At 69.2% G+C, this 23,843-nt stretch carries 26 protein-coding genes and 1 tRNA gene; 14 read left to right on the forward strand and 13 right to left on the reverse strand.

The features are described 5' to 3' along the window. Positions 1 to 57 precede the first annotated feature (57 nt). The 9 genes from phnD (at position 58) to ACFQRD_RS07630 (ending at position 7,613) form a co-directional block, all read left to right on the forward strand. The gene (phnD, locus tag ACFQRD_RS07590; RefSeq protein WP_377803670.1) at positions 58 to 1,062 is read left to right on the forward strand and encodes a phosphate/phosphite/phosphonate ABC transporter substrate-binding protein; all 1,005 of its coding nucleotides are present in this window, start codon (positions 58 to 60) and stop codon (positions 1,060 to 1,062) included. Beyond that, positions 1,059 to 1,907 carry a phosphonate ABC transporter ATP-binding protein gene (phnC, locus tag ACFQRD_RS07595; protein WP_377803671.1) on the forward strand — a complete coding sequence of 283 codons (849 nt, stop codon included), beginning with the start codon at positions 1,059 to 1,061 and terminating at the stop codon, positions 1,905 to 1,907. Before phnD ends, phnC begins: the two co-directional genes overlap by 4 nt. Beyond that, positions 1,904 to 2,737 carry a phosphonate ABC transporter, permease protein PhnE gene (phnE, locus tag ACFQRD_RS07600; RefSeq protein ID WP_377803672.1) on the forward strand — a complete coding sequence of 278 codons (834 nt, stop codon included), beginning with the start codon at positions 1,904 to 1,906 and terminating at the stop codon, positions 2,735 to 2,737. Before phnC ends, phnE (ACFQRD_RS07600) begins: the two co-directional genes overlap by 4 nt. Continuing rightward, on the forward strand, positions 2,734 to 3,573 hold the full coding sequence (phnE, locus tag ACFQRD_RS07605; protein WP_377018196.1) for a phosphonate ABC transporter, permease protein PhnE: 840 nt from the start codon (positions 2,734 to 2,736) through the stop codon (positions 3,571 to 3,573). The genes phnE (ACFQRD_RS07600) and phnE (ACFQRD_RS07605) overlap by 4 nt, the downstream gene beginning before the upstream one ends. Then, positions 3,573 to 4,439: a MurR/RpiR family transcriptional regulator gene (locus ACFQRD_RS07610; RefSeq protein ID WP_377018197.1), complete on the forward strand. Its 867-nt coding sequence runs from the start codon at positions 3,573 to 3,575 to the stop codon at positions 4,437 to 4,439. Before phnE (ACFQRD_RS07605) ends, ACFQRD_RS07610 begins: the two co-directional genes overlap by 1 nt. A 122-nt stretch (positions 4,440 to 4,561) precedes the next feature. Further along, positions 4,562 to 5,023, forward strand: a complete 462-nt coding sequence (locus ACFQRD_RS07615) for a VOC family protein (protein WP_377803673.1) — start codon at positions 4,562 to 4,564, stop codon at positions 5,021 to 5,023. A 182-nt stretch (positions 5,024 to 5,205) separates the two neighbouring features. Continuing rightward, positions 5,206 to 6,147, forward strand: a complete 942-nt coding sequence (locus tag ACFQRD_RS07620) for an aldo/keto reductase (protein WP_377803674.1) — start codon at positions 5,206 to 5,208, stop codon at positions 6,145 to 6,147. Between the two features lie 119 nt (positions 6,148 to 6,266). Beyond that, positions 6,267 to 6,707, forward strand: a complete 441-nt coding sequence (locus tag ACFQRD_RS07625; protein WP_377803675.1) for a hypothetical protein — start codon at positions 6,267 to 6,269, stop codon at positions 6,705 to 6,707. A gap of 204 nt (positions 6,708 to 6,911) precedes the next feature. Beyond that, a complete protein-coding gene (locus ACFQRD_RS07630) occupies positions 6,912 to 7,613 on the forward strand; it encodes an ABC transporter ATP-binding protein (RefSeq protein WP_377803676.1) in 702 nt (233 codons plus the stop codon). A gap of 52 nt (positions 7,614 to 7,665) precedes the next feature. Here the strand turns inward: ACFQRD_RS07630 and ACFQRD_RS07635 are convergent, their stop codons facing one another. The 6 genes from ACFQRD_RS07635 to ACFQRD_RS07660 all read right to left on the reverse strand — a co-directional run bounded on the left by ACFQRD_RS07635 (position 7,666) and on the right by ACFQRD_RS07660 (position 13,888). Continuing rightward, on the reverse strand, positions 7,666 to 9,189 hold the full coding sequence (locus tag ACFQRD_RS07635; protein WP_377803677.1) for an FGGY family carbohydrate kinase: 1,524 nt from the start codon (positions 9,187 to 9,189) through the stop codon (positions 7,666 to 7,668). A gap of 84 nt (positions 9,190 to 9,273) precedes the next feature. Further along, on the reverse strand, positions 9,274 to 9,498 hold the full coding sequence (locus ACFQRD_RS07640; RefSeq protein WP_377018428.1) for a putative quinol monooxygenase: 225 nt from the start codon (positions 9,496 to 9,498) through the stop codon (positions 9,274 to 9,276). Beyond that, positions 9,392 to 10,975: an acyltransferase gene (locus ACFQRD_RS07645; protein WP_377803678.1), complete on the reverse strand. Its 1,584-nt coding sequence runs from the start codon at positions 10,973 to 10,975 to the stop codon at positions 9,392 to 9,394. Before ACFQRD_RS07645 ends, ACFQRD_RS07640 begins: the two co-directional genes overlap by 107 nt. A 98-nt stretch (positions 10,976 to 11,073) precedes the next feature. Beyond that, entirely contained in the window at positions 11,074 to 11,745 is a 672-nt protein-coding gene (locus ACFQRD_RS07650; protein WP_377793027.1) for a response regulator, read from the reverse strand. Further along, a complete protein-coding gene (locus ACFQRD_RS07655) occupies positions 11,742 to 13,028 on the reverse strand; it encodes a sensor histidine kinase (protein WP_377803679.1) in 1,287 nt (428 codons plus the stop codon). Before ACFQRD_RS07655 ends, ACFQRD_RS07650 begins: the two co-directional genes overlap by 4 nt. A gap of 107 nt (positions 13,029 to 13,135) precedes the next feature. Beyond that, positions 13,136 to 13,888 (reverse strand): DedA family protein, encoded by a 753-nt coding sequence (locus ACFQRD_RS07660; protein WP_377793025.1) that lies wholly within the window; start codon positions 13,886 to 13,888, stop codon positions 13,136 to 13,138. A 172-nt stretch (positions 13,889 to 14,060) separates the two neighbouring features. Here ACFQRD_RS07660 and ACFQRD_RS07665 point away from each other — a divergent pair, with 172 nt between their 5' ends. Together ACFQRD_RS07665 and ACFQRD_RS07670 are read left to right on the forward strand one after the other, a co-directional pair. Further along, a complete protein-coding gene (locus tag ACFQRD_RS07665; RefSeq protein WP_377803680.1) occupies positions 14,061 to 14,240 on the forward strand; it encodes a hypothetical protein in 180 nt (59 codons plus the stop codon). Between the two features lie 110 nt (positions 14,241 to 14,350). Next, a complete protein-coding gene (locus ACFQRD_RS07670; RefSeq protein WP_377803681.1) occupies positions 14,351 to 15,235 on the forward strand; it encodes a sugar phosphate isomerase/epimerase family protein in 885 nt (294 codons plus the stop codon). Between the two features lie 88 nt (positions 15,236 to 15,323). Here ACFQRD_RS07670 and ACFQRD_RS07675 read toward each other — a convergent pair whose 3' ends face one another. The 3 genes from ACFQRD_RS07675 to ACFQRD_RS07685 form a co-directional block, all read right to left on the reverse strand. After that, on the reverse strand, positions 15,324 to 15,503 hold the full coding sequence (locus tag ACFQRD_RS07675) for a hypothetical protein (protein ID WP_377793022.1): 180 nt from the start codon (positions 15,501 to 15,503) through the stop codon (positions 15,324 to 15,326). A gap of 198 nt (positions 15,504 to 15,701) precedes the next feature. Then, positions 15,702 to 17,174 carry a DHA2 family efflux MFS transporter permease subunit gene (locus ACFQRD_RS07680; RefSeq protein WP_377803682.1) on the reverse strand — a complete coding sequence of 491 codons (1,473 nt, stop codon included), beginning with the start codon at positions 17,172 to 17,174 and terminating at the stop codon, positions 15,702 to 15,704. 16 nt (positions 17,175 to 17,190) lie between these two features. Then, positions 17,191 to 17,814, reverse strand: coding sequence for an NADPH-dependent FMN reductase (locus ACFQRD_RS07685; protein ID WP_377803683.1), 624 nt, complete (start codon positions 17,812 to 17,814; stop codon positions 17,191 to 17,193). 63 nt (positions 17,815 to 17,877) lie between these two features. Between ACFQRD_RS07685 and ACFQRD_RS07690 the strand changes: the two genes are divergently transcribed. Then, positions 17,878 to 18,291, forward strand: a complete 414-nt coding sequence (locus ACFQRD_RS07690) for a MerR family DNA-binding transcriptional regulator (RefSeq protein WP_377803684.1) — start codon at positions 17,878 to 17,880, stop codon at positions 18,289 to 18,291. A gap of 80 nt (positions 18,292 to 18,371) precedes the next feature. Here the strand turns inward: ACFQRD_RS07690 and ACFQRD_RS07695 are convergent, their stop codons facing one another. Next, positions 18,372 to 18,923, reverse strand: a complete 552-nt coding sequence (locus ACFQRD_RS07695) for a TetR/AcrR family transcriptional regulator (protein ID WP_377803685.1) — start codon at positions 18,921 to 18,923, stop codon at positions 18,372 to 18,374. Positions 18,924 to 19,056: 133 nt separating this feature from the next. Between ACFQRD_RS07695 and zapE the strand changes: the two genes are divergently transcribed. Both zapE and ACFQRD_RS07705 read left to right on the forward strand, forming a co-directional pair. Further along, the gene (zapE, locus tag ACFQRD_RS07700; RefSeq protein ID WP_377803686.1) at positions 19,057 to 20,079 is read left to right on the forward strand and encodes a cell division protein ZapE; all 1,023 of its coding nucleotides are present in this window, start codon (positions 19,057 to 19,059) and stop codon (positions 20,077 to 20,079) included. Positions 20,080 to 20,601: 522 nt separating this feature from the next. After that, on the forward strand, positions 20,602 to 21,978 hold the full coding sequence (locus ACFQRD_RS07705) for an ATP-binding protein (RefSeq protein ID WP_377803687.1): 1,377 nt from the start codon (positions 20,602 to 20,604) through the stop codon (positions 21,976 to 21,978). 420 nt (positions 21,979 to 22,398) lie between these two features. Here ACFQRD_RS07705 and ACFQRD_RS07710 read toward each other — a convergent pair whose 3' ends face one another. The 3 genes from ACFQRD_RS07710 to ACFQRD_RS07720 form a co-directional block, all read right to left on the reverse strand. Next, positions 22,399 to 22,791: a hypothetical protein gene (locus ACFQRD_RS07710; RefSeq protein WP_377803688.1), complete on the reverse strand. Its 393-nt coding sequence runs from the start codon at positions 22,789 to 22,791 to the stop codon at positions 22,399 to 22,401. Between the two features lie 13 nt (positions 22,792 to 22,804). Continuing rightward, positions 22,805 to 23,557, reverse strand: a complete 753-nt coding sequence (locus tag ACFQRD_RS07715) for a hypothetical protein (protein WP_377803689.1) — start codon at positions 23,555 to 23,557, stop codon at positions 22,805 to 22,807. Between the two features lie 140 nt (positions 23,558 to 23,697). Further along, positions 23,698 to 23,770: transfer RNA gene (locus ACFQRD_RS07720), tRNA-Lys, on the reverse strand. Between the last annotated feature and the right edge of the window lie 73 nt (positions 23,771 to 23,843).

The following is a 23,843-nucleotide window of genomic DNA, read 5'->3' on the forward strand; positions in this document are numbered from 1 at the left end:
CGATCACGCTCCGTCCGACAGCCGTACCGCCCTCACCTCCCGAAAGGCTCGCCTGCCATGCGCAAGAACCTCCTGACCACGTCCGCCGCGGCCCTCACGCTGCTCTCCCTCGTCGGCTGCTCCTCCGCGGGCGGCGACGCCGCCTCCGGCGGCTCCGATCAGCGGCCCGAGGAGATCACCATCTCGCTGGTCCCCTCCGTCGAGGGCGAGGATCTCGCCGAGGCCCTCGACCCGCTGACGGAGTACCTCTCCGACGGGCTCGGCATCGACGTCCACGGCGTGGTCGCCAACGACTACGCCGCCACGGTCGAGGCGCTCGGCGCCGATCAGGCGCAGGTGATCATCACCGACGCCGGCTCGCTGTACAGCGCGACCGAGCAGCACGACGCCCAGCTGGTGCTGCGCGACGTCCGCTTCGGGGCGACCTCCTACTCGGCCATAGCGATGACGAACAACCCCGACAAGTACTGCGAGGACGAGGTCGTCACCGCCACCTACGGCGCCACCGGCGACGAGATGTCCTACTGCAACGGCACCGAGACCGGCGCCGAGGCCACCGGTGAGGGACCCGCCGGGGTCGAGGCGCTGGGCAAGGTCGACTCCTCCACCCCCGTCGCGCTGCAGGCCGCCACCTCCCCGGCCGGCTACCAGTACCCGCTGGTGGCCATGCAGGAGCAGGGCGTGGACACCGACTCCCTGAACCAGGTCCCGGTCGAGGGCAACAACAACGCGGTCCTGGCGGTCCAGAACGGGGACGCCGAGGTGGGCTTCGCCTACTGGGATGCCCGCTCCACGGTCACCGAGGAAGCGCCCACGGTCGGTGAGGACACCGTGGTGTTCGCCTACACCGAGATGATCCCCAACGGCGGCGTCGCCGTCTCGGACAGCCTGCCCGACGACATGGCCGACGAGCTGGCCACCCTGATGGACGAGTACGCGGAGTCCTCCGACGAGGCCGCCGACGTCATGTTCGAGCTGGTGGGCCTCTCGGACTGGACCACCGACACCCAGCCGGAGCAGATCGCCCGCTACGGCGAGATCCTGGAGCAGTTCTCCGAGTGAGCACCCCGATCTCAGCGAGCTCCGCGGAGAGTGCGCCCACGGCGGCCGGGGCACCGGCCCCGGCCGCCGCCTGGCCGATCACCCTCCGCGACGTCACCGTCACCTACTCCAGCGGCACCCGCGCGCTGCGCGGGGTCACGCTGTCGATCGCACCGGGCGAGATGGTCTCCGTGGTGGGGCTGTCCGGCTCCGGCAAGTCCACGCTGATCCGCACCATCAACGGCCTGGTCCCCGTCACCAGCGGCTCCGTCGTCGTCGGCGATCAGGACGTCTCCCAACTCTCCGGTCGCGGCCTGCGCGAGCTGCGAGGCAGCATCGGCATGATCTTCCAGGGCTTCAACCTGGCCGAGCGCACGAGCGTGCTCAGCAACGTGCTGGTGGGTCGATTCGCCCACTCCCCCGCCTGGCGCACCCTGCTGGGTCTCGCCCGCGCCGAGGACACCCGGATCGCCGCGGCGGCACTGGAGTCGGTGGGGATGCTCGAGCGGGCCTGGCACCGCGCCGGCGCCCTCTCCGGCGGGCAGAAGCAGCGGGTCGCGATCGCCCGGGCCCTCGCGCAGGAGCCCTCGGTGATGCTGGCCGACGAGCCGGTGGCGAGCCTGGACCCGCCCACCGCGCACTCCGTGATGGGCGACCTGCGGCGCATCAACGACCAGCGCGGGCTGACGGTGCTGGTGAATCTGCACCTGATGGACCTGGCGCGGCAGTACACGACCCGGATGATCGGGCTGCGCGAGGGAGAGCTCGTCTTCGACGGCCCGGCCGCCGAGGCCACGGACGCCGACTTCGAGACCATCTACGGGCGGCCGGTCCAGGGCCGCGATGTGCTGGGGAAAGCTGTATGAGCGCCCCGCAGGGCCGCGCGGCCGCTCCCCTGCCCGCCGGGCCGGCACTGCCCCCGCGGCCGACGAACCGGCTGCGCACGGCGCTGATCCTGGCAGCGCTGGCCGCCTTCACGCTCGCCACGTGCCTACCGGCGATCGGCGGGGTCGAACTGGATCTGGCCTCGATCCTGGACAACTGGCGCAACGGCGCCACCAAGCTGCAGCAACTGGCCCGGCCCAACCTCGCCTTCGCGCCCCGCACTCTCGGCCCCATGCTGGAGACGCTCGCGATGGCCGTGGTCGGGGCGGTCAGCGCGGCGCTGCTCTCGATCCCGGTGACGCTGTGGGCCGCCCGCCCCTCGAACCCGAACCCGCTCACCCGCCAGGCGGTGCGGTTCGTGGTCAACATCGTCCGCGCCGTGCCCGATCTCGTGTACGCCACCATCCTGGTCGCGATGATCGGGGTGGGCACCCTGCCGGGCGTGGTCACCCTGATCCTGTTCGACGCCGGCGTGGTCATCAAGCTGGTCTCCGAGGCGATCGACTCCACCGACCACCCCTACCTCGAAGCGGGCCGGGCCGCCGGCGGCACCCAGGCCCAGATCAACCGCCGCACGCTCCTGCCGCAGTCCTGGCCCCTGTTCGCCACTCAGTGGCTGTACTCGCTGGAGCTGAACGTGCGCATCTCGGCGATCCTCGGCATCGTCGGCGCCGGCGGCATCGGCCGGCTGCTGGATGAGCGCCGCGCGTTCTACGCCTACGAGGACGTCTCGCTGATCATCCTCGAGATCCTCGTGGTGGTGGTCGCGATCGAACTGGTCTCGACCACGCTGCGCAGGAGGCTGCGATGAGCGCCGCCACCGGGACCCCGGCCCCCGCCGGCGCCGTCGCTCCCGCCGCGCCGACACTGCCCCCGCGCCCCTCCCGCGTCGGCCCCACGATCGCCGCCGTGGTCGCGGGAGCGATCGTGCTGCTGGCCACCGCCGGGCTCGACATCGCCTGGGGCTCTCTGGGCGAGATCCCGGCGCGCGTGGTGACGTATCTGCAGCTGCTGTTCGCCGAGCCGAACTGGGAGAAGCTGCCGCGGGCACTGTTCGAGACCTGGCGGTCGATCTCGATGGCGTGGCTGGGGGCGATCGGCTGCGTGGCGGTCTCGATCCCGCTGGGCATCCTGGCCGCGCGCGGCGTGGGCCCGGCGTGGCTGCGCTACCCGCTGCGCTGGCTGTTCGCCGTGATCCGCGCCGTGCCGGAGGTGGTGATCGCCCTGGTGCTGCTGACGGTGACGGGGCTGACGCCGCTGACCGGCGCGCTCGCCCTCGGCATCGCCGGCATCGGCACCCAGGGCAAATGGGTCTACGAGGCGATCGAGTCGGTCCAGGAGGGCGCCTCCGAGGCCGTGCGCGCCGCCGGCGGGACCACGGCCGAGGTCGCCCGGTGGGCGCTGTGGCCGGCGGCCCTGCCCACGCTGATGTCGTTCGCGCTGTACCGCTTCGAGATCAACATCCGCACCTCCGCGGTGCTGGGCCTCATCGGCGCAGGTGGCATCGGCACTATGCTCTCGAACTACACCAATTACCGGGAGTGGGACACGGTGGGCATGCTGCTGATCGTGGTCGTCGCGGTCACGATGCTGATCGATCTGGTCTCCGGCGGCATCCGCCGGCGGATCATGGAAGGGGCGCGCTGATGACGTGGACCGGTCCCGCCGATGCTCCGCTCAGCGCCCGGATCGCGGCGCTGGCCCCGTCCTTCCAGCGCACCGAACGGCTCGTGGTGGACCGCATCACCGCGGATCTCGCCGGAGCGGTCGAATGCACCGCTCAGCAGCTCGCCGACCAGGTCGGGGTGGGTCGTGCCTCGGTGATCCGCACCGCCCGCACCCTGGGGTACGAGGGGTACCCGCAGATGCGGGTCGCCCTGGCGCGGGAGCTGTCCTTCGATGAGGCCGACGGCACGGGCGCGGCCGACGGGGCAGGCGAGGCCGGGGCCGTGCGCGCCTCGATCCTGCGGTTCGCCAAGACGCTCCCCCGGGTCACCTCCGCCCTCTCGGACGAGACGGTCGATGAATTCGTGACGGCGCTGGATGGTGCCTACCGCGTGGTGATCGCCGCAGCCGGGCTCTCGGTGCCGCTGGGGCTGAGCGCGGCGATGCGTCTGAGCTCGGTGGACCGGCCCGCGGAGTTCATCCCCGACCCGCTCTCGCAGCTGATCTCCGCCCGCCGGCTCGGCCCGGACTCGGTGTGCCTGGTCATCTCCGGCTCCGGCGCGAACCCGTCGTCCCTGGACGTGGCCACCGAGGCGCGGGCCTCCGGAGCCACGGTGCTGGCGCTGACCTCGTTCACCTCCGCCCCGCTGACCGAGCTGGCCGATGTGGCGCTGGTGGTGCCCACGGTCCACGAGTCCTTCTCCGACGAGCTGATGCAGACCTCGCGGGTCGCGCTGACCCTGGTGCTCGAAGCGGTCATTGAACTGCTGGTCGCCCGCCGCGGGGAGCAGGGCCAGCAGGCCCGAGACTCCGTGATGTCGCTGCTGGGTCAGCGGATCAGCGAATAGCTCGCACACGTCGTGCAGATGCCGATCGGAGGCCCGCGCCACAGGATCGCCGATTTCCAAGGACACCTCCTGTCCTTCAGGGGTAGGCAGTCTGGAGCCTCCAACTCGATGACGGAGGTCCCATGAGCAGCACCATCCAGATCACCATCGACGCCCGCGACCCCCGCGCTCTGTCCACCTTCTGGCGCGACGTGCTCGGGTACGTGCATCCGGCCCCACCCGGGACGACGGTCGCCGCGGGTGAGGACCCGCTGGCGGCGTGGGACGAGTTCCTAGAACGCAGCGGGATCCCTCCGGAGCAGCGCTATAGCGCTTCCGCCCTCGAGGACCCCGACGGGACGGGGCCGCGGGTGTTCTTCCAGCAGGTGCTCGAGGGCAAGGTCGTCAAGAACAGGGTCCATCTCGATGTGCGGACGGCGAGTGAACTGCGTGGTGCTGAGCGCATGGAGGCACTCGAGGAGGAAGCACAGCGGCTGCTCGGCCTCGGCGCCGCGCGGCTCTTCCGCCACGAGCCGGAACCACCCATGAGCATTGGCTTCCTCGTCATGGCCGATCCAGAGGGCAATGAGTTCTGCCTCGACTGAATCCGTCCTCTCGTCTCCCGCGGTTGGAGCCGCCCCGGGAGAACCGCGATGGCCAGAATTGGTCGCCGCGGGCTGAGATGTTCCGGGCGCCTCACAGCGTTGCATCCTGCGGCGCCTTCCACGGCGCCCCAGCCGCAGCCGCCAGCTGTCGGCCGCACCGCACCCGTTCCCGAGGAGCTGTCATGACACTCATCCCCCGCACCGAACTCGACGTCTTTCCGCTGAACCTGGGTGGCAACACCTTCGGATGGACCTCGGACCGCGAGACGTCCTTCGCCGTGCTCGACGCCTACGTCGCCGCGGGCGGCAACTTCATCGACACCGCCGATGGGTACTCCGCGTGGGTCGAGGGCAACTCCGGCGGAGAGTCGGAGGCGGTTCTGGGGCAGTGGATGGCCGAGCGTGGCAACCGCGACCAGCTCGTCATCGCCACCAAGGTGGGCTCGAAGCCGGACCGCAAGGGCCTGGAGGCCGCGAACGTGGAGGCGGCGCTGACGGAGTCGCTGCAGCGTCTGCAGACCGACGTGATCGACCTGTACTACCTCCACTTCGATGACGAGTCGGTGGCGATCGCCGATCAGGTCCGCACCTTCCACGGGCTCGTCGAGTCCGGCCGCGTGCGTCACATCGCGCTGTCGAACTTCTCCCCGGAGCGCATGCGCGAGTGGTTCGAGACCGCGCAGCGCGAGGGTTTGACCGTCCCGGTGGCGATCCAGCCTCAGTACAACCTGCTGCACCGGGCGGACTACGAGAACTCCTACGGGCCGATCGCCCGTGAGTTCGACGTGGCCGTCTTCCCCTACTTCGCGCTGGCCTCCGGTGTGCTCACCGGAAAGTACCGCTCCAGGGAGGATCTGGAAGGTCGCGCTCGCAAGGGCATGGCGCAGTCCCTGGTCACCGACGAGAGTCTGGCCGTCGTCGACGCGCTGGAGAAGGTTGCCTCCGCTCACGGCGCGGAGATCACCAGCGTGGCCCTGGCGTGGCTGCTGACCAAGGGGGTCACGGCGCCGATCGCCTCGGCCTCGACCACCGAGCAGGTGCCGGCCCTGATCGCCGCCGCCTCGCTCGAGCTCTCGGCCGAGGAGGTCGCTGCGCTCGATGAGGTCTCTCGTCCCTTCGTCTGAGTGATCGGCGGGCTGCCCGGGGCCGGACCGGCACCGGGCAGCCCGCCGCCCGCAGCACATCCCGCCCCTCATCCAGCCGCCGGACCAGCACCCTCTCAGAGGCCATCTAGGCTGGATACATGGTTGCTCAGGATCCCTCACGACCGGTTCGCCCCTCCACCCGCAGGCACCGCACACGCACCCTCGTCATCGTCGCGATAGCGGCAGCGGTGGTCGCCGGAGTCGTCGGGCTCGGCGCCGGCGGGGTCGGCGGGTTCATGCTCTCCTCCGGCTCCGGCGGATCAGGCGGTTCCCGCGCGGAGCAGAACGTCGCCGAGGGGTGCGCAGTCCTCGAGCGCATCGAGAGCGACCTCCCCTTCGAGGAATCGGAGTTCAGTCTCGAGACCCCGCAGATATTCGAGATCACCGCCATCGCGAGCTCCTTCATGGCCGCCGGCACTGCCGACCCGGCCCGGTCGGACCTCTACGACGCCGGGCGCCGCGTCCAGGAGGGCCTGAACACCTTCGATGTGGAGGAGGTCAATGCCGCGCTCGAGGCCCTGGGCGCCGAGTGCGGCTGACGTGCTCTCGGCGGTGACGGCACGGCCCGAGGGAAGCGCACTGTCACCGATCCCGCGACGCGCGGCCCGGACTCCCCCAGCCGGCACGGCTACAGTGCCATCGAGCCCGACGCCCACTGCCGAGAGAGATCGATGCCGCCTTCGACGACCCTGACCGCTTCCGCCGTTCACGCCGGATACCCCGGGGAGAGAGTGCTCGAGGGGGTGGATCTGACGATCAGCGCGGGCGAGGCGCCGTTGGGCCTGCTGGGCCCCTCCGGAGCCGGGAAGACCACGCTGATCGATGTGCTGCGCGGGGAGCTGAAGCCATCGGCCGGGGACGTCACCTACCAGGCTCGCAGCGTCGGCCGCCTGCGCGGGAAGGATCGCAAGGAGTTCCGCGCCGCCGTGCGCTTCATGTCGCAGTACTCGATGACGATCTCGGATCCACGCGAGACCGTACGGGCCCGCCTGCAGCGTGCGGCCAAGGAGGCCCGCAAGGGAGGCCGCACCCACGCCGTCTCCCCCGCGGAGATGCTGGCGACCGTCGGCCTCGAGGACCACGTCCTGGATCGTGCGCTGATCACGCTCTCCGGGGGTGAGAGGCAGCGAGTCGCCCTGGCGACGGCCCTGGCCACACGCCCGGAGATCCTGGTGCTCGATGAACCGCTGACCGCGGTGGACCCCGGCATGCGCGGCGAGATCGCCGCGTCGCTGACCGCTCTGATCCAGCGGCTCGGCGTGGGCACGCTGATCGCCTCGCACGATATCGAGCTCCTCCAGCGCATGTGCCCACAGGTCGCCTTCCTCGGGCAGCGCCGCATCCTCGCGCGGGGACCACTCGAGGAGGTCCTGGCCAGCACGGAGCACGAGGACATCCGCGATCTCGCCGCCAGCGTCCCGCAGGCGATCCAGCGCTTCCGCTGACCCTCCGGCGTGAGCCGGGACGCTCCGCCGCGGTGGGGCGAGGGTCCGGCTGTCACTGCAGTGCGCGCACCTCGGCGACGGCGGTGTAGAGCGCGCGATGGGCGGGTCGCAGCGAGGCATGCGCCTCGGCGGCCGACGGATCCGGCTCGATGGTGCGGACGGTCTCCCGGGCCCCCAGCGGGACGATGCCGTGCTCCAGCCCGAGAGCCTCGGCCGCGGCGATGGCGCAGCCCACCAGGGCGGCGTCGTCCTGCTCGAGGGTCCGTACGGGCCGGCCCATGACGTCGGCGAGGATCCGCAGCCACGGCGCGGAGGCCGCTCCCCCGCCGGTCACCGCCAGCGGACGCCGCCCCTCCGCCCCCTCGACGTGCGCGTGGGCGAGGGCGTGGGCGATCCCCTCGAGCACCGCCGCATACATGTCGATCCCGCAGGTGCCCGGTCCCATGCCGATGAGCGCGGCGCGCAAGTCGCCGTCCCGTACGGGGAAACGCTCCCCGAAGAGGGACGGCAGGGCGAGCAGGCCCGTCGGCCCGCGACCGTGCTCGGCCTCGCGGCGCTCGAGCATGGCGTCGGCCGTCGCCGCGGATACGCCCGACAGAAGGGCTTCGCGCGCCCAGGACGCGGCGGCGCCGGCAGCGAGCAGGGCGGAGATCCGCAGGGTGCCGCCGGGGGCGCGGCGGGTCGCGCCGAGGGCGAGGTGGTGCGATGCGCCCGGGCGCGAGGCGGAGTGGGCGCGGGGCAGCACGGTCGCGAGCCAGCCGCTGCTGCCGAGGTAGGCGTACTCGTCCCCCGGGTCGAGGCCGACCAGGCCCAGCGTCGTCGCCCCGGCATCACCGGGCGCGAGCACCACGGGAAGACCGGCGGGCAGGCCCAGCAGCTGCTGCGCGTTCGCACCGGTGCGGCCGATGACCTGGCCGGCGCTCGCGGTGATCGCGGGCAGCAGTGTCTCGTCGATGCCTGCGGCCGCCGCGATCGGGGGCGACCAGGTGCGGCTGCGAGCGTCGAGGAGGCCGGTGGCGGCGGCCGTGGTCGGATCGCACCAGCAGCCCAGACCCAGCAGGTGCGCGAGGTGGCCGGCGGGACCGAAGACGATGCCCCGCGTGCGCTGGACGAGGTCCGGGTCGGTGCGTACCAGGCGGCGGAACATCGCGGCGCAGCTGGTGGCGTCCTGCAGGTTCCCGGTGATCCGGTCCCACGAGGAGACTGCTGCATCCTCGTCCCGGAAAGCCGCGTGCAGTTCGTCGGCCTCCCGAGCGGCACGGGTGTCGCTGTAGAGGATGGCCGGGACGTCGGTGCCGTCGTCCGTCTCGAGCACGAGGTCCTGCATCTGTCCGGTCAGGGACAGCGCTGCGATCGGCGCATCGGGTGAGCCATCGCCCGGCCCGTCGGCCCGGATGGCCGTGATCGCCGCGCGTGCGGAGCGCACCCAGTTCGACGGAGCCTGCTCCGCTCCTCTGCCCGGGGCGGATCGGGTGGGGTACGCGCTGCTCGCCTGCGCCCGGAGGGTGCCCGTCGTGTCGATCAGCGCCGCTTTGGCAGCGGAGGTCCCGAGATCCAGGCACAGGAGGGAGGGCATGCGCTCAGAGTAAGGGGCTGGCCCTTTCGGTGCGGGGCACCCATCGGCGCACACCGCGTCACCAGTGACGCCCCGCGGGCTCCCTCACTCGGCTGTCTCGGTAGGCAGCCCGGTGACCTCGTAATCGCGCTTGATGGTCGCGGTCGCCCGGCCCCACGCGTCGTCCTTGACCCGTTCCTGGTGGGCAGCGAACGCGTCGGCGTCACGGAACTGCTCCTGGACGGACCAGATCAGCGGATCGTCCGTCCGCGTGACGTCGAAATACTCGCAGCCCTCCTCGGCGCGGGTCAGTTCGACGTGGCGAGGCAGGTACGCCTCGACGACCCTCGCCTCGTCGACGTCGGCGCAGACGAGGTTCCCGGTGAGCCGGACTGGCGACATGGACGCTCCCTGTGGTCGATCGTGCGGTGTGCTGAGACCGCCCCCAGGGTGCCATCTCTCGCAGCGCCGGGCGTGGACGTTCCGTCTCCGCCTCGTCCGTGCGCCTCAGCCGGGACAGCCCGAGCACGATCAACACGATCGCGGTGGTCGCAGTCACGGCGGTGGTGCCGGCCACGAGGAGGATCAGCACGCCGGTGAGGCCGATCAGGACGGCCTGCGCCGCCCGCGAGGCGGAGGTGGTCGGGGCCTGCGGCAGCGGGAGTCGCTCGATGCCGCCGAGCAGCCGGGCCACGCCTGCGGTCAGGACGATGGCCAGCGCGATCCACACCGGCCGCGTCAGCCACCACCCCGCGCTCGAGGGCTCCGGCAGCGACAGCTCAGCGGTGGCGGCGACGAACGCGGTGACAGCGGCCATCGCCAGCAGCACCGTGAGGTTCCACAGGTAGATGGTCATGGCGCGCTCCGTGACGAACGCGGTCAGCGCCGCGACCCGGGGCCGCCTGCTCAGGGCGGTGACGTGGCCGCGCAGGAGCGACAGCACAGCGATCTGGGCGGCGCCGACGAGCAGCAGGACGGTGGTGGGCGGGTTCATGTTGGCAACCAGATCCGGGGAGAAGATCTCTGCAGCGATCGTGCCGGCTGCCAGGGCGACGGCGACGAGCCCGCCGAGGGCTCGGGTGCGGGGCCGCAAGGCGTCGATGCGCCCGTCAGCGAGGAAGAATCCGGCCTGCTGCAGTGCGAGCCAGACGAAGGCGAGGTTGGCGTAACCGATGGCCTCGATGCCGGTGGCCAGCCGCAGGGCGTCGATCAGCACGGCACCGGCGACCAGGCCGGCGAGGGTGGCCAGCGGAGCGCGCTGGTGTGCGGCCAGGAGGGCCGGGAGCACTGCTTGAACGGCGAGGAACACCCCCAGGAACCACAGGGGCTGTCCGTAGCGGATGCCGGTCAGCGCCACGAGGTCGGCCGGCACCCCGGCGCTGGTCAGCACGGCCAGCGCCACGCCGGCGACGGCGATCGTCACCACGGCCGGGACCAGCAGCCGGTGGACGCGTCCCACCACGAAGCCGGTCGCGGTTCCGCCTCGCTCGCGCATCCGCCGGTACCCGTGCATCCCGGCGAAGCCGCCGATCACGAAGAAGATCGGCATCACCTGGAGAAGCCACGTCAGCGGCGGGTACCAGGCGGCGCCCACCGTGGCGTACTCCAGGACCGGCCCGGCCGGTGCCAGCGTGATGCCCACCTGGAGCGAGTGCAGCACGACGATGACGAGCACGCAGATGGCTCGCACGAGGTCGATGCCGGCGTCGCGTCCTGAGGCTCGCCCTGCCGGGCGGTGCGGGGCGGTGCGGGATGGGGCGGTGCGGGACGGGGCGGTGCGGGATTGCGGCGCCGGGGCGATGACCATGGGATCTCCTCCTGGGGTGACGCCAGGAGGCTATGGACGCGGCCTCGTCCAGAACATCGCTCGAGAGTGCCCTGGTGACCCCCTACCGGGGAGTGATCTCAGGAGGTGGGCTCGACCAGACGGCTGTCGTAGGCGAAGATCACGGCCTGGACGCGGTCGCGGGCACCGATCTTGGTGAGGATCCTGCCCACGTGCGTCTTGACCGTGTGCTCGGAGAGGAACAGGTCGGCGGCGATCTCCCCGTTCGAGCGCCCCTGCCCCATCAGCAGCAGCACGTCCCGCTCGCGCTCGGTGAGCTTCGCCAGCAGCCCCGCGGCGCGAGGCGGCTGCGGCTTCTGGGCGGCGAACTGGGCGATCATCTTCCGGGTGATGCCCGGCGAGAGCAGCGCGTCGCCGGCGGCGACGACGCGCACCGCGTGGACGAGCTCCTCGGGCGGGGCGTCCTTGAGCAGGAACCCGCTGGCCCCGGCCTGCAGGGCGTCGTAGACGTAGTCGTCGATGTCGAAGGTGGTCAGCATGAGGATCCGCGGCACCTTCGCCGCCGGGAACCCCGGTCCCAGGATCTGCCGGGTCGCGTCGATGCCGTTCAGCTCCGGCATCCGCACGTCCATGACGATCACGTCCGGGCTCAGCCGGGCGGCGAGCGCAAGAGCTTCCTTGCCGGTGGTGGCCTGGCCCGCGACCCGGATCCCGTCGTGGGCGTCCAGGAGCGCGGCGAACCCTGCCCGGACCATCGCGGCGTCGTCGACGATCAGGACGTCGATGCTCATTCTGGCCTCCCGTCCCGATCATCGAACGGCAGCACGGCGGAGACGGTCCATCCTCCCGACGGGTCGGGTCCCACGACGAGGCTGCCTCCCAGCAGCGAGACCCGCTCCTGCATGCCGCGCAGTCCGTGGCCACTGCCCGAGGTGGCAGCGACGGTGCCGTCGAAGCTCGCGATGGAGGGCGACCGGCGAGCGCCGGGCTGGGTGGCGTCGCCCTCGGCCACCTCGTCATTGTGCACCCGGAGCGCGACGGCAGAACCCTCGGTGCCGACGCTCAGGTCGATCGGAGCGCCGGGCGCGTGGCGCACGGCGTTGCTGAGGGCTTCCTGGGTGATGCGGAAGGCGGCGATGTGCAGGCTGGGCGGCAATCCGTCGGGCGGCGGCGAGAAGGAGAACTCGACCTCGCCGCCGGTGCGGCGGATGCCCTCGACCAGGGCCGGGATATCGGCGATCGATTGCTGTGGTGCCAGCTCGGTGGCGTCATCCTCGGTGCGCAGCACACCGAGCAGGCGCCGCATCTCGGTCAGGGAGTTGCGGGCGGTCTGGGAGATCTCCTCGAACTCCGCGGTGGCCTCCGGCGCGAGATCCGGGATCCGGTAGCGAGCGGTGGAGGCCTGGACCTGGATCAGCGAGGTGCTGTGGGCGACCACGTCGTGCAGCTCCCGGGCGATCCGGGTGCGCTCCTCGACCAGGATGCGCCGTGCCTGCTCCGATGCCGTGAGTTCCCGTTCCCGGTTCAGCTCCTCGCCCACGCGGATCCTGCCGGCCAGCAGCACCGCCACCAGCAGCGTGGCGCCGGTGATCGAGGCCGTCACGATGAGGTTCGGGCCGGCCGTGCTCGCGGGGACGGCGGGCACGATCATCGGCAGGGCGAGGGAGGCGGCCATGGGCGCGGCCCAGGACACCAGACCGATGCGCCACCCGTGGACGGTGGTGATCACCAGGACGAACACCGTGAAGGTGATCATCGCCGGCACCGACCAGGGCCACGGCCAGGACAGGTCCCGGCTCGCCGAGGTCACGAGGGGCAGCACCAGGGCGGCCACGCCGAAGACGACGGCTGCCGCTCGGGGCCTGCTGAGTGCGATCAGCGGTGCGCTGCACAGGGCCGCCCCGAGCGGGATGGCCACCGGCACGGGCGTGCCGTAGTAGGTCGCGTGGATCGGCACGAGCACCGAGAACAGCGTCACGGTGAGGACCATGAGCGCGGCCAGCGGCACCATGCGCATCCGTCGCGCCCGTCTGGTCGAGCGCGGGAGATCGCCGGGGAAATCGGTGTGGTCCACACTTCGACGCTAGCCCGCAGCGCATCCCGGCACATCACTCTCACGTACCACGCACAGGCCCTACCTGGGAGGGTGGCTGCCGGCGCCGATGTGCCCGTCTCGGCGGGTCAGAGCGCCGCAGGGCAGGGCACGACGGGTCCGAGGGCCACTGGGGCGTCGGGACCACGGGGCGATGCCGGCTCACGGCCAGCGCCAGTCGCGGCCACGCGGTCCGGGACTGCATGGCCGGCCGGGAGCAGGGCAGGTGTCGCCTGCGCTCGGGCCGTCGCGCGTCCTCGGGCCGTCCTGACCCGGTCGACGACGAGGCCGATCACGCCGGCCACCACGACTCCGATGACCGCGCTGAGCAGCGGCTGGTCACCGAGCCACTGCCCGGCGACCACGCCGATGATCGTGCTGTACAGCGACCACATCAACCCGGCGGCGACGCTGAGCGCCGCGAACCGGGGCCACGGGTAGCGCAGGACGCCTGCGCTGATGTTCACGGCGACCCGGCCGACGGGGATGAAGCGGGCGGAGAGGATGAACGGTGCCCCACGCTGCTCGAGGGACTGCTGGGCGCGGGCCAGGGCCGAGGAGAACCGCCGTCCCTGCATCCAGCGCGGCATCCTGTTCCCCAGCGTGCGGCCGAGCAGGTAGGCAATGTTGTCCCCGATGATCGCGCCCGCCGCGGCGAGCAGGCCCAGCAGCACGATGGTGACCGGCTCCCCGGTCGCGGCGGCGGTCGCGACGGCCGCCACCAGCACGGTTTCGCTGGGAATCGGCGGGAAGAACCCGTCGATCACGGAGGCGATGAACATGACCAGGAGAAGCCATGGCGATTCGGCCGCTTGCAGGATGAAGTCGTTGATCTGTTCCACACCTCGACGCTAGATCCGCGGACTCGCCCGCACATCGCTCGGCGGACCGATTGCCATCGCTCCACGGGGTGACGCGCGAGAGCGCGTGAGCTCGAGCCCGCTGCGGCTTCCCGTCGCGGCGTCATGAGATGATCACGTCCATGACGATCGCTCCCCGCGCCGAGGCCGCCCTGTGAGAGCACTCGGCTTCGTCCTGGTCATCGTGGCCGCCGTTCTGCTTGTCTCGAGCATGGCGTCGATCTACGCCACCACCATGACGGTTCGTCGCAGCACGCTCTCCCCCTGGGCGGTGGTGCTGGGCGCGGCTGCGGTCACGGTGGGAGCGCTGGGCGGAGTTCTCGTCCTGCTCTGAGCGAGTCGCCGCTGCACTGTGGAGTGGTGGCCCATCGCCGCCCGTCCCGTCGGCCCGGCCTCGCGGGCGCACGCACATGCAGAAGGCACGAGGCCGATACATTGACGCGTATGAGCACCGCTGCCCAGAACACCGCCCCCGCCGATCACCGGGCCGACGCATCCCCCGCCCCGGCGACACCGATGGCCGTGCACGCCTGGTCGCTGCACCGCACGCTCGGCGGATTCATCGCCGAGCACGCCAACCCGCCCGGCTCCTCCGCCATGACGCCGACGGCCGCTGCGCCCGGCGCCGTGGACATGCTGGATCTGCCGCGCGAGCTCGCCGCCCACGGAGTCGGCACCGTGCAGCTGTGCCATTTCCACCTGCCCCGCCGCGACCGCTCCTACCTCGAAGAGCTGCGCGCAGCGCTCGCCGATGCCGACGTCGTCCTCGATGCCCTGCTGGTGGACTCCGGTGACCCCGTCCACCCCACCGACGCCGACGCCCACGAGGCCTGGATCGCTGAATGGCTGGAGGATGCCGCCGTCCTCGGCGCGAGGCGAGGCCGCGTGTGCGCGGGAGAGTCCTCCCCCACGCCCGAGCTCATCGCCGCCAGCGGCGAGCGCCTGGCCCGGCTGGCCGCCGGCTCGCCGGTGCGAGTGGTCACCGAGAACTGGAAGGACCTGCTGGCCTCGGCCGACGACGTCCACGCGCTGCTGGATGCGGCAGGCGGGTCCATCGGGCTGCTGGTGGATCTGGATAACTGGAAGATCCCCGATCGCGAGGCGCAGCTGGCGAGCATCGGCGGCCTCGCCGAGACCTCCCACGCCAAGTGCCCCACCACCGCTGAAGGCGCCCTGGATACTGAGGACTACCGCCGCGTGCTGCAGGCGGTGCTGGGTGCCGGCTATGACGGGCCGCTGTGCCTGGTCTACGCCGGCGCGGACGACGACGAGTGGGCGGGCCTGGCCGCGTGCCAGCAGGTGGTCGACGCCGTGCGCGCGACGCGCTGACGCTGACCGCCGAGCTCGACGCCGCTGGCTGCATGACAGCGCCCCCGATACGACCTTCCCGGGTCGGATCAGGGGCGCGTGCCTGTGTTCACTGGCGGTCGAGGTACTTCCTGGCGCTCTGCTGTGCCTGGTCGATCTTCGCGCTGTGACGCGGCGATGCGCGCCGCGCGGTGTCGGCGACCGTGTCCGTGGCACGCGTGGCTGCTTGGCGGCCCTTCTCGCTGCGCAGGGCGGTTCGTGCGGAGTGGAGGAGTCGACTCAGCTTCATCCCCCGATGGCACCACCGGGGGCTGTGCGCGGCCTGGCAACACCGTCGGCGTCCCCTGCATCATGACGCCCCTGCTCTCTCCTGTCTGCTCGGCGGGCAGATGGTTTCCTGCGGTGAGCGCGAAGGTGCCGCGCGTGGTGGACCGTGGCAGGACTGGACCACTGAGGTCGCAACCGTCCGCACGGCCGGACAAGACTGTTAGACCGCCTCCGTCGTCTTGCGGGGCTCAGGCGCCGTGGCGCGCATGCCCCACGCAGCCACCAGCAGTGCGGCGAGTATGAGAGCGGCGGGGGTGGCGTAGCTCAGGCCGACGGTGACGGCGAGCTGATCGAGGAGACCGGCGCGCTCGGCGGGGTCGAGAGCGACCATCGCGACGAGTCCGCCGTGCCCGCCGGCATCCAGGCCTTCGATGCGGAGATCGACGAGCAGAGTGATGGTGGAGGCGACCAGCGCCGTGCCCAACGCGTTGCCGAGCTGGGAGAACAACGTCAGCAAGGTGGTGGCCTGCGGCAGCTCGGGCCCGTCGAGCCTGCTGGTCGCGGCGACCGTGGTGGGCATCAAGGTGGCACCGGACCCGATGCCCACCAGGATGCTCAGCGCACCGATGACCAGATACGACGCATCGAGGCTGAGTGCGAGCCCGAGGCTGAGGGCTCCTAGGAGGGCCGTGGCGGTCCCGGTGACGATGACCCGGCGGGGATCGATCCGATCGATGAGACGTGTGGCGACCTGCAGAGTGAGCCCCACGGCCAGGCCGGTGGGCACAGCCAGGATGCCGGCGACCGAGACCGGATCTCCGCGCACGCCTTGGACGAACGCGGGGATGATGGCTGCAGCTCCGAAGTAGCCACCGGCGAAGCACGACCCGATCACCGCGCCCGCCGCGATCTCGCGACGGGCCAGCAGTCGCACGTGCAGAAGCGGATGAGCAATGCGCACGCTACGGCGCGCGAACCAGGCCAGCAGCACGACGCCGGCCAGGATCGTCACGCCGGTGCCCAGCGTGAGGCGACCGGATTCGCCGATCGAGGTGCAGGCGAGCACGAGTCCGACGCAGCCGCTGATCACCAGCACCAGCCCGGACCAGTCCACGTGCCCGTGGTCATCGCTGCGCTGGGAGGCGGGCAGATGTCGAAGGCACAGAAGGAGGGCGAGGAGGCCCAGGGGCAGGTTGATCCAGAACAGCCACCGCCAGGAGGCGAGATCGATGAGCATTCCTGTCAGCGGCGCACCGACGGCGGGGCCGATGAGGACCGGCAGTCCCACCAGGCTCATGATCCGGCCGCGGTGGCCCGTGGGGACCGAGCGCAGCGCGATCGCGATGCCCAGCGGATTCAGGACCCCGCCGCCCACGCCCTGGAGCACCCGGAGAACGATCAGGGTCTCCATAGTCGGGGCGAGTCCCGCGGCGACCGAGGCGAGCGTGAACACGCTCAGACCGGTGAGGTAGATGCGGCGGTCGCCGAACCGCCCGGCGAGCCACCCGGTCAGAGGGATCACCGCGATCAGCCCGAGGATGTACCCGGTCGTCGTCCACGCACCCGTGGGCAGGGTGGTGTCGAGGTCGGTGACGATCGCCGGCAGGGCGACGATGGTCACGGTGGTGTCGACGACGATCAGCAGGCCGGCGAAGGCCAGGACGAGTCCGATACTGCGTGCGCGCGCGTCCATGCGACGACCCTCGCCGTCAGCCCGGGAAGGGCCGGTCAGTGCGTGCGTCGCGGAGGACGCCGGCCCACCAGAGCAGCTCGGCCAGCGCCGCCGAGAGGGCGCGCGTCGTGCCGTCGTCGGGTGTGTAGCGCTCGGCGTCGTCCAGTGCCTCCCAGGGCGTGGACAGTCCGAGGCCTCGGCGAGTGGTCACCATATTGAGCTCGGCGAACACCCCGCGCAGGTGCTCGGTGGCCGCATGCCCGCCGCGGACGCCATAGGCGATGATCGTGGCCGGCTTGAGCATCCACTGGCTGAAGTGCCAGTCGACGAACCGCTTCAACGATCCGGGGTAGGAATGGTTGTACTCCGGCGTGACGACGACGAAGGCCTCGGCGGCCTCGACCCGGTCGGCCACCTCCGTCGTCGGCCCGCCGCCGGGATAGAGCTGACTGTCGTCCGGCAGCGTGATCTCGGCCAGGTCGATCAGATCGACCTGAACTCCACTGGTGCGGTCCAATGCGGCGACGACCCAGTCGGCGATGCTCGGGCTCATCCTTCCCTCACGCAGGCTGGACGAGATCACTGCGACCCGCTTCGGGCCGGGCACGGAGCTGGTGGGGTGATCACTGGACGGTTCTGAATGTGCTGTCTGTGCTGTCATGCCCCTCACGCTGAGGCTTGAACATATGTTGAAGTCAAGGCGGGCAGTGCCTACGGTGGCGATATGACGCTCACCACACCAGACCGCACCGCATCGCCGGCCGGCTCCGCCGGCCAGGTGCTCACCGTCAGTGACGTCGCCACCGAGAGCGGTGTGGCCCCCTCAGCAGTGCGGTTCTACGAGAAGCACGGCGTGATCACCGCGGTGCGCACGTCGGGCAATCAGCGGCGGTTCGACAACTCCGCAGCCTGCCGCATCCAGGTCGCCAAGCTCGCCCAGCGCGTCGGCCTGACCGTCCGCGAGATCGCCGAGCTCTTCGCCGGCCTGCCCGCGAATCCCGAACCCGAGGATTGGGGCCGCCTCGCCGACCAGCTCGTCGCGCAGGCGGAGCAGCGCGTCGCCGACCTCAAAGCGCAGCTCGACGCACTGGGCTCGGACGCCAAGCTCTGCGAAGTCGGTGCGAACCTCGAGAGCTGACGGCGCGCCGCGCTGGAGTCGGGCTCCAGCATGCGCGCTGGTTAGCGTTCATGCTCCCCGGGAGCCCCGATACCGCTTATTCATGGGCTGGAGAGGAGCCGGAGGATGTGCGCCTCCAGGTCTGCGCTCTTCGGCGAGGCACCGAACGTCGAGCGCAGCGTGACACCTTCGAGCAGGGAGATGAGCCCCGCCGCCGCAGCGCCCGGATCCCGGTGACCCAAGGTCCGGCATAGTTCCACCGCTGCGTGATGCGAGAAGAAGGCTCGGGCGAGCACCTCGCGAAATTCGTCATCGATCTCCGGCATCAGCGCCAGTCTCGCCCGAAGGTCATCCTGGCGGTGCGCGCACAGCGCCTGCACGTAGGCAGTGATGGTTGCGGCCGCGTGCTCCGGTCGCGGAGCGTGTGGCATATCGGCGGTCAGCTGTTCAAAGCGTTCCCGTGACCGGTTGATCAGCTCGTCCGCCGCAGCCCTCACCAGGGTGCGGCGAGTGCGGAAATAGTAGGAGCTCGATCCCGCAGGGATGCCCAGGTGCGTATCCACAGCGCTGTGCGTCAGGGCCCGTGCGCCACCGGCCGCCAGGATCTCGATCACTGCCCCGGCGATCTGCGCCCGGCGACCGTCGAGTGCCATCACCTCCCTGGAACCCCCTCTCGAGCCGACCGACACTCTATGGGTATAGAGTATCGTCGCCGAACTCTAGAGATATAGAGGCTCCACGATGCTCCGTCGCCGCACACCCCGATGGCCACGGGTGAGCGGATCAGTGCTGGCCGAGCGCCTGAGCGACGGCGGGCGATCCCTCGACCCTGCGCAACGGGCCGTGCTTTCCACACTGGTTTCACCCCGCGCCGGCGGCGTGTACCTCTGGGGCGAAGTGGGGCGGGGCAAGACCTGGATGGCGCAGACCTTCTACCAGCTCGCTCCCGGCGCGAAGCGCGCGGCACACGTTCACCAATTCCTGGCCGATCTCCACCGCGCCCTCACGCAGAAGCCTCGCTCCATTGAGTCCACGCTCCAGCACTTCCTCGACGGAGCCGAATTTCTCTACCTCGACGAGTTCCACCTGCACGATGTCGCTGATGCGCACCTGATGCGTCGCGTCCTCGCAGCGGCACGGCGTGCACGGATCGCCCTGCTCATGACGTCGAACTACCCGCCGGAGGAGCTCCTGCCGAACCCGCTGCACCACCACCACGCCTTGCCGCTGATCGAGCAGATCATCGCGACGACAGCTGTGGCGCACATCGGCATCGGGAGGGACTACCGCGTCGGCGTGCGCGCACACGCAGGCTTCGCCAGCGGAGAATGGGAGATAGCTGGCCCCCGTGAGGACATGCCGCGAACTGAGATCACTCTCGGCGGGGCATCGCCTCGAGGTCCGGGCGCGCGGACACTCCGGGCCTCCGGCGCAGACGACGGGGTTCTCACCGTGACCTTCGCGAGGCTGTGCCAGGAGCCGCTTTCGGCTGCTGACTACACACGGCTTGCACAGCAGTTCGTCGCAGTGCGACTGATCGACGTGCCTCCGCCCGGGCTCATGAACGAGGAGTCGATGCAGCGTTTCGCATTCCTCATCGACGTGCTCGCCGACGCCGACATCCGGCTCGACGCCGTATCGACTGGCGGCCTCGGCGAGTGGCGCACAGCGGCGAATCTCCCCCGCGATGCCGAGCGGCTGCTCAGCAGGCTTTCGCTTCTGCGGGAACGTCCGGCGGGTGAGCATGGGAGACATTACGGAGTTCGGGGCCGTGGAGAGGACAGCGTGGCCAGCCCTCGGAGCGGATGACGTGGGCCCGGAGGGGATCGAACCCTCGACCCGCGGATTAAAAGTCCGTACGGGTGCACGTCACCGTCCGAGTCACTGCAGGTCAATGCCTCCGCGATAAATGGGAGAACCACCAGCCTCCACCGCGTTGCTGTCAAACAGCAGCTCTCCAAGCCCTTCGCACGTCCTTCGCCAGCCTTCACCCAGCCGTGCACGCGACCCCGACATGACGGCAGGAACCTGCCCCGCCCTCAGCGCACACGGGTCATTGACGCGGCAACCGAACCGAGGACCAGACACAGGGACCTCCTCAAATGACCGATGGCCCCTCCTGCACCCCCACGCCATGATTAGATGCCAAGCGTGGGCCCCACGATGGGTTCTCCGCGTACCGGCCCACAACTAGCCCGCTACAGCTTTGCTCACGCGGCATAGGCCCGAGCACCTCTTCATGCCAATCACAAGCCAACATCATTGCACACGCGCAAATATTTCGGAGTTGACACCGAAATACCTTCACCGCCAGAACTGTCGGGAGATAACGTGACCATATCCTCAAGAACCCTTGGAAGAGACGAACTAGAGCACTTCCTCACTCGCGACGAAGACCAGTTCTTCGACAGGAAGCGCGCAGATATAGCCCCCGCCAAGGTTTCACAGTCTCTTTCCGCATTTGCAAATGCCGACGGAGGTGAGCTCCTCATTGGCGTCGCCGATGAGGGCATCTGGCACCCGTTCCAGAACGCCGAAGATGCGAACGATATAGTTCGCATGGCATCGGAAATACTTCAACCCCGCTACTACGAGATGGATCTCCTCCACCACCCGGAGGAGGATACCGTCGCACTACTATTCTATATCGAGAGACACCCCGGACTAGTTTCCGCAACCACGGGAAATGTGTACTTGCGGGAAGGTGCACAGAATCTGCATCAGAAGGGCGATCCGCTTGAGGCGCTCAAGCGCGCAAAGGGTGGCCACCGGTACGAGCTAACCAAGACGGACATTGAAGCAGGCGAACTCGCAAACACCGAAACCATGATCGACTTCATGATCAATGGAGACGTTTTTGCTGAACCCCTCGACTTCCTCACAAAAAATGTTCTGGTCCGCGACAACTTCGGAACTGTGGCCAGCACTTTGCTTTTCGCCGACCTGCCTCAGGCGCACCTTCCATCCTCCGCCGTCAAATTGTATCGCTATCGAACCGAAGGCCCGGAAGACAGGGATCACCTTGACGGGAAACCGGAAACCATCGAGGGTCCGATCACATCCCTCATTGAGCGTAGCAGGAATCGCGTTAGCGAGATTGTCTCAGGCATACCCCGCCTAGACACAGAGGGTTTTACCAATGTCCACTATCCAACAGAAACACTCCATGAAATCCTGACGAATGCCTTCCTGCATCGAGACTATGGAATTGCCGATTATGTGCATGTAAGAATCTTTGACAACCGCATTGAAGTAGACAGTCCTGGTCGGCTGCACGGACATGTGACCGTGCAGAACATTCTCGACGAGCGCTCTGCGCGGAATCCACAAATTCAACGAATTGTCAACAAGTTCCCGGATGCTCCCAACAAGGACATCGGTGAAGGCCTCAACACAGCATTCCAGGCGATGGAAAATCTGCGCCTAAGCCATCCCCAGATCCAGGAATTATCAGACAGAGTTCGAGTCACAATTCGCCACGAACCGCTAGCGAGCCCACAGACTGCCATTATGGACGCGGTGATCCGAAATGGATCCATCAACAATTCCGAGGCTCGTGATGCGACTAAGATAATGCAGGAGAGGACTATTCGTCGCCACTTTGAAGAGCTTCAGGAGTCAGGGCAGCTAACGCGTCGTGGTACTGGACGAGGCACCCGTTACTACCCAACTGAGGCTGCCCTCTCCGCCTCGAGCGACGATAATTGACGCGTCCTCGCAAGGCGGCGGAGCCGCCCTTGAAGGAGTAGGGAAAGTTCTCACGGCCCCGCAGTCGGCGTCGAGATTGCCAGCGGATCTGCGGCGTTGACCTTGGGTTCTGTGTTCCGGCAGGAACTGCCGAGGCCAGCTTCTGACACCAACGCAATGGTGCAACTCTGTTCGACGATAGCGGTGCGGAGTCGCTGATGCTCGCCTGCCTGCGATGCTTCGCGTGCTGCGCGGCCGACAACGCTTCTCGTGAGCAATTGTCCGGAGGCCGCGCTGCTTGCCGACACGTCTTCGACGCTTTACGGGGCTCAACTCGCACTTCTAGTTGCGAAGGTTCGCGAACGGTCGGCGTCCGAACTCGGTCGCGAACTCTAGGATCATTGCGCCCTCGACGAGCGCCGGCTCTACGGCAGTCTCCTTTCAGCACACGAGCAACGTGTCGCTCTCCTCGAGCTGCCAAATGAGACGGCCGCCCCAGTGCCCGATCGGCTCGCCTCCTCCAAAGCGACGGAACTCGTCGAGGCGCTTGCGCAACCCGCGTCGGCCACTCGCACCGCCGGATGCCTTGCCGATGTAGACGACCTCCGCGCCCGCAACCCATTCGGCATCGAGTCGCTCGCGGGCGACGCTCGGGTCCTTGCCCTTGAACCATCCTGCCGGACTGATCGGCAGGAACTCGGGCTCACCGTCGCGCTGCCGGATGATGACGTATACCCCTGGTACGGCAGGGACCTCCGCATCTTGTAGACCGGCAAAACCTACGAAGCCACCGAAACCGTCGGCCTCGAGGCCTACCCTGGTCCACTCCATCACCAACCGCTTTCCCTCAACCGTCGATAGCTGCGACGACGTATCGCAGCTGGTTCCCCTTCCGCTGCCCGTCCCCGTATTCACTGAGATCCGAATACTGGCGCCACTGCATCGGGAACCGTCCGCGAAGACTGCGCGTGTTGGCCGGGTACTCATAGTTCGTCCACCGGAGCTCTCCAGCCAGCGTCACTCCTTCATGGACGCGGAACGCGGCGTCATTTGGAGGTTTACCTCCCCCGGGAGGCTCCCAGTACAAGTGGTCATTTGTAAGGAGGATGACAAACGCGGTGCCGCCATTCAGCTCTGTCCAACGCTCTAGGCGTGAGATGTCGTGGACGAAGTACAGCCGACCAAGGTCGTTTGCCGCGCCCGGAAGGAGTCGAACTTGCTCTCCACCGACTGCTCCTGACCAGCTCCGCTTCTTGTACTTGAACTCGATCGCCGTCACCCCGCCCGTGTCGGGGTCACTGCAGAAGAGGTCGACCACGATTCGAGAGTCCGGCTCCGCTGCGCCGATGGATCGATAGGGGATCTCCAGCCGAACGTTGAGGTTCGGGTACAGCCTCTCGAGCAGCTGCGCAAAAGCGTGCTGGAAGTCTGCCTCGGAGTGAAAGACCAGTCGACGATGCGAGAGCTCGGACATCACCTCGTGCACTTGATCGAGCGTAAGTGCGCCGGGCTTGCTGGGTACTGCTGCCATGACGATGGCACCTCCCTCGGTGTGCGCCTGTCGCTCGGCAAGCTCGCCGCGCGTTGCTGTCAGCACCATAGCCCGCTGCGCCCGCGCAGCCGCGTTGCTGTCAGCACCATAGCCCGCTGCGCCCGCGCAGCCGCGTTGCTGTCAAAGCTGCTGCCGACGCCGCCTCAGAGACCTGCCCCTAGAGGAAACGTCTCCGGTCTGACCAGCGGTGGGCCCGGAGGGGATCGAACCCTCGACCCGCGGATTAAAAGTCCGATGCTCTACCAACTGAGCTACAGGCCCGTGCCCGCGTGGCGGGCCAACCCATCTTAACGGCGCACGCAGGACGAAGCGGACGCCAGGTGACGGGTCGTAC

This window comes from Brachybacterium sp. GCM10030268, from assembly GCF_042666305.1.
Classification (GTDB): Bacteria; Actinomycetota; Actinomycetes; order Actinomycetales; family Dermabacteraceae; genus Brachybacterium.

Bases quoted from the DNA above. Each gene is read 5' to 3' on its own strand.
- ACFQRD_RS07620 (WP_377803674.1), top strand. From the start codon at position 5,206: ATGACACTCATCCCCCGCACCGAACTCGACGTCTTTCCGCTGAACCTG.
- ACFQRD_RS07680 (WP_377803682.1), bottom strand. From the start codon at position 17,174: ATGGACGCGCGCGCACGCAGTATCGGACTCGTCCTGGCCTTCGCCGGC.
- ACFQRD_RS07685 (WP_377803683.1), bottom strand. From the start codon at position 17,814: ATGACAGCACAGACAGCACATTCAGAACCGTCCAGTGATCACCCCACC.
- ACFQRD_RS07670 (WP_377803681.1), top strand. From the start codon at position 14,351: ATGAGCACCGCTGCCCAGAACACCGCCCCCGCCGATCACCGGGCCGAC.
- ACFQRD_RS07650 (WP_377793027.1), bottom strand. From the start codon at position 11,745: ATGAGCATCGACGTCCTGATCGTCGACGACGCCGCGATGGTCCGGGCA.
- ACFQRD_RS07625 (WP_377803675.1), top strand. From the start codon at position 6,267: ATGGTTGCTCAGGATCCCTCACGACCGGTTCGCCCCTCCACCCGCAGG.
- ACFQRD_RS07715 (WP_377803689.1), bottom strand. From the start codon at position 23,557: ATGGTGCTGACAGCAACGCGCGGCGAGCTTGCCGAGCGACAGGCGCAC.
- ACFQRD_RS07690 (WP_377803684.1), top strand. From the start codon at position 17,878: ATGACGCTCACCACACCAGACCGCACCGCATCGCCGGCCGGCTCCGCC.
- ACFQRD_RS07645 (WP_377803678.1), bottom strand. From the start codon at position 10,975: ATGGTCATCGCCCCGGCGCCGCAATCCCGCACCGCCCCGTCCCGCACC.
- phnD (WP_377803670.1), top strand. From the start codon at position 58: ATGCGCAAGAACCTCCTGACCACGTCCGCCGCGGCCCTCACGCTGCTC.
- ACFQRD_RS07635 (WP_377803677.1), bottom strand. From the start codon at position 9,189: ATGCCCTCCCTCCTGTGCCTGGATCTCGGGACCTCCGCTGCCAAAGCG.
- phnE (WP_377803672.1), top strand. From the start codon at position 1,904: ATGAGCGCCCCGCAGGGCCGCGCGGCCGCTCCCCTGCCCGCCGGGCCG.
- ACFQRD_RS07610 (WP_377018197.1), top strand. From the start codon at position 3,573: ATGACGTGGACCGGTCCCGCCGATGCTCCGCTCAGCGCCCGGATCGCG.
- phnE (WP_377018196.1), top strand. From the start codon at position 2,734: ATGAGCGCCGCCACCGGGACCCCGGCCCCCGCCGGCGCCGTCGCTCCC.
- ACFQRD_RS07615 (WP_377803673.1), top strand. From the start codon at position 4,562: ATGAGCAGCACCATCCAGATCACCATCGACGCCCGCGACCCCCGCGCT.
- ACFQRD_RS07675 (WP_377793022.1), bottom strand. From the start codon at position 15,503: ATGAAGCTGAGTCGACTCCTCCACTCCGCACGAACCGCCCTGCGCAGC.
- ACFQRD_RS07695 (WP_377803685.1), bottom strand. From the start codon at position 18,923: ATGGCACTCGACGGTCGCCGGGCGCAGATCGCCGGGGCAGTGATCGAG.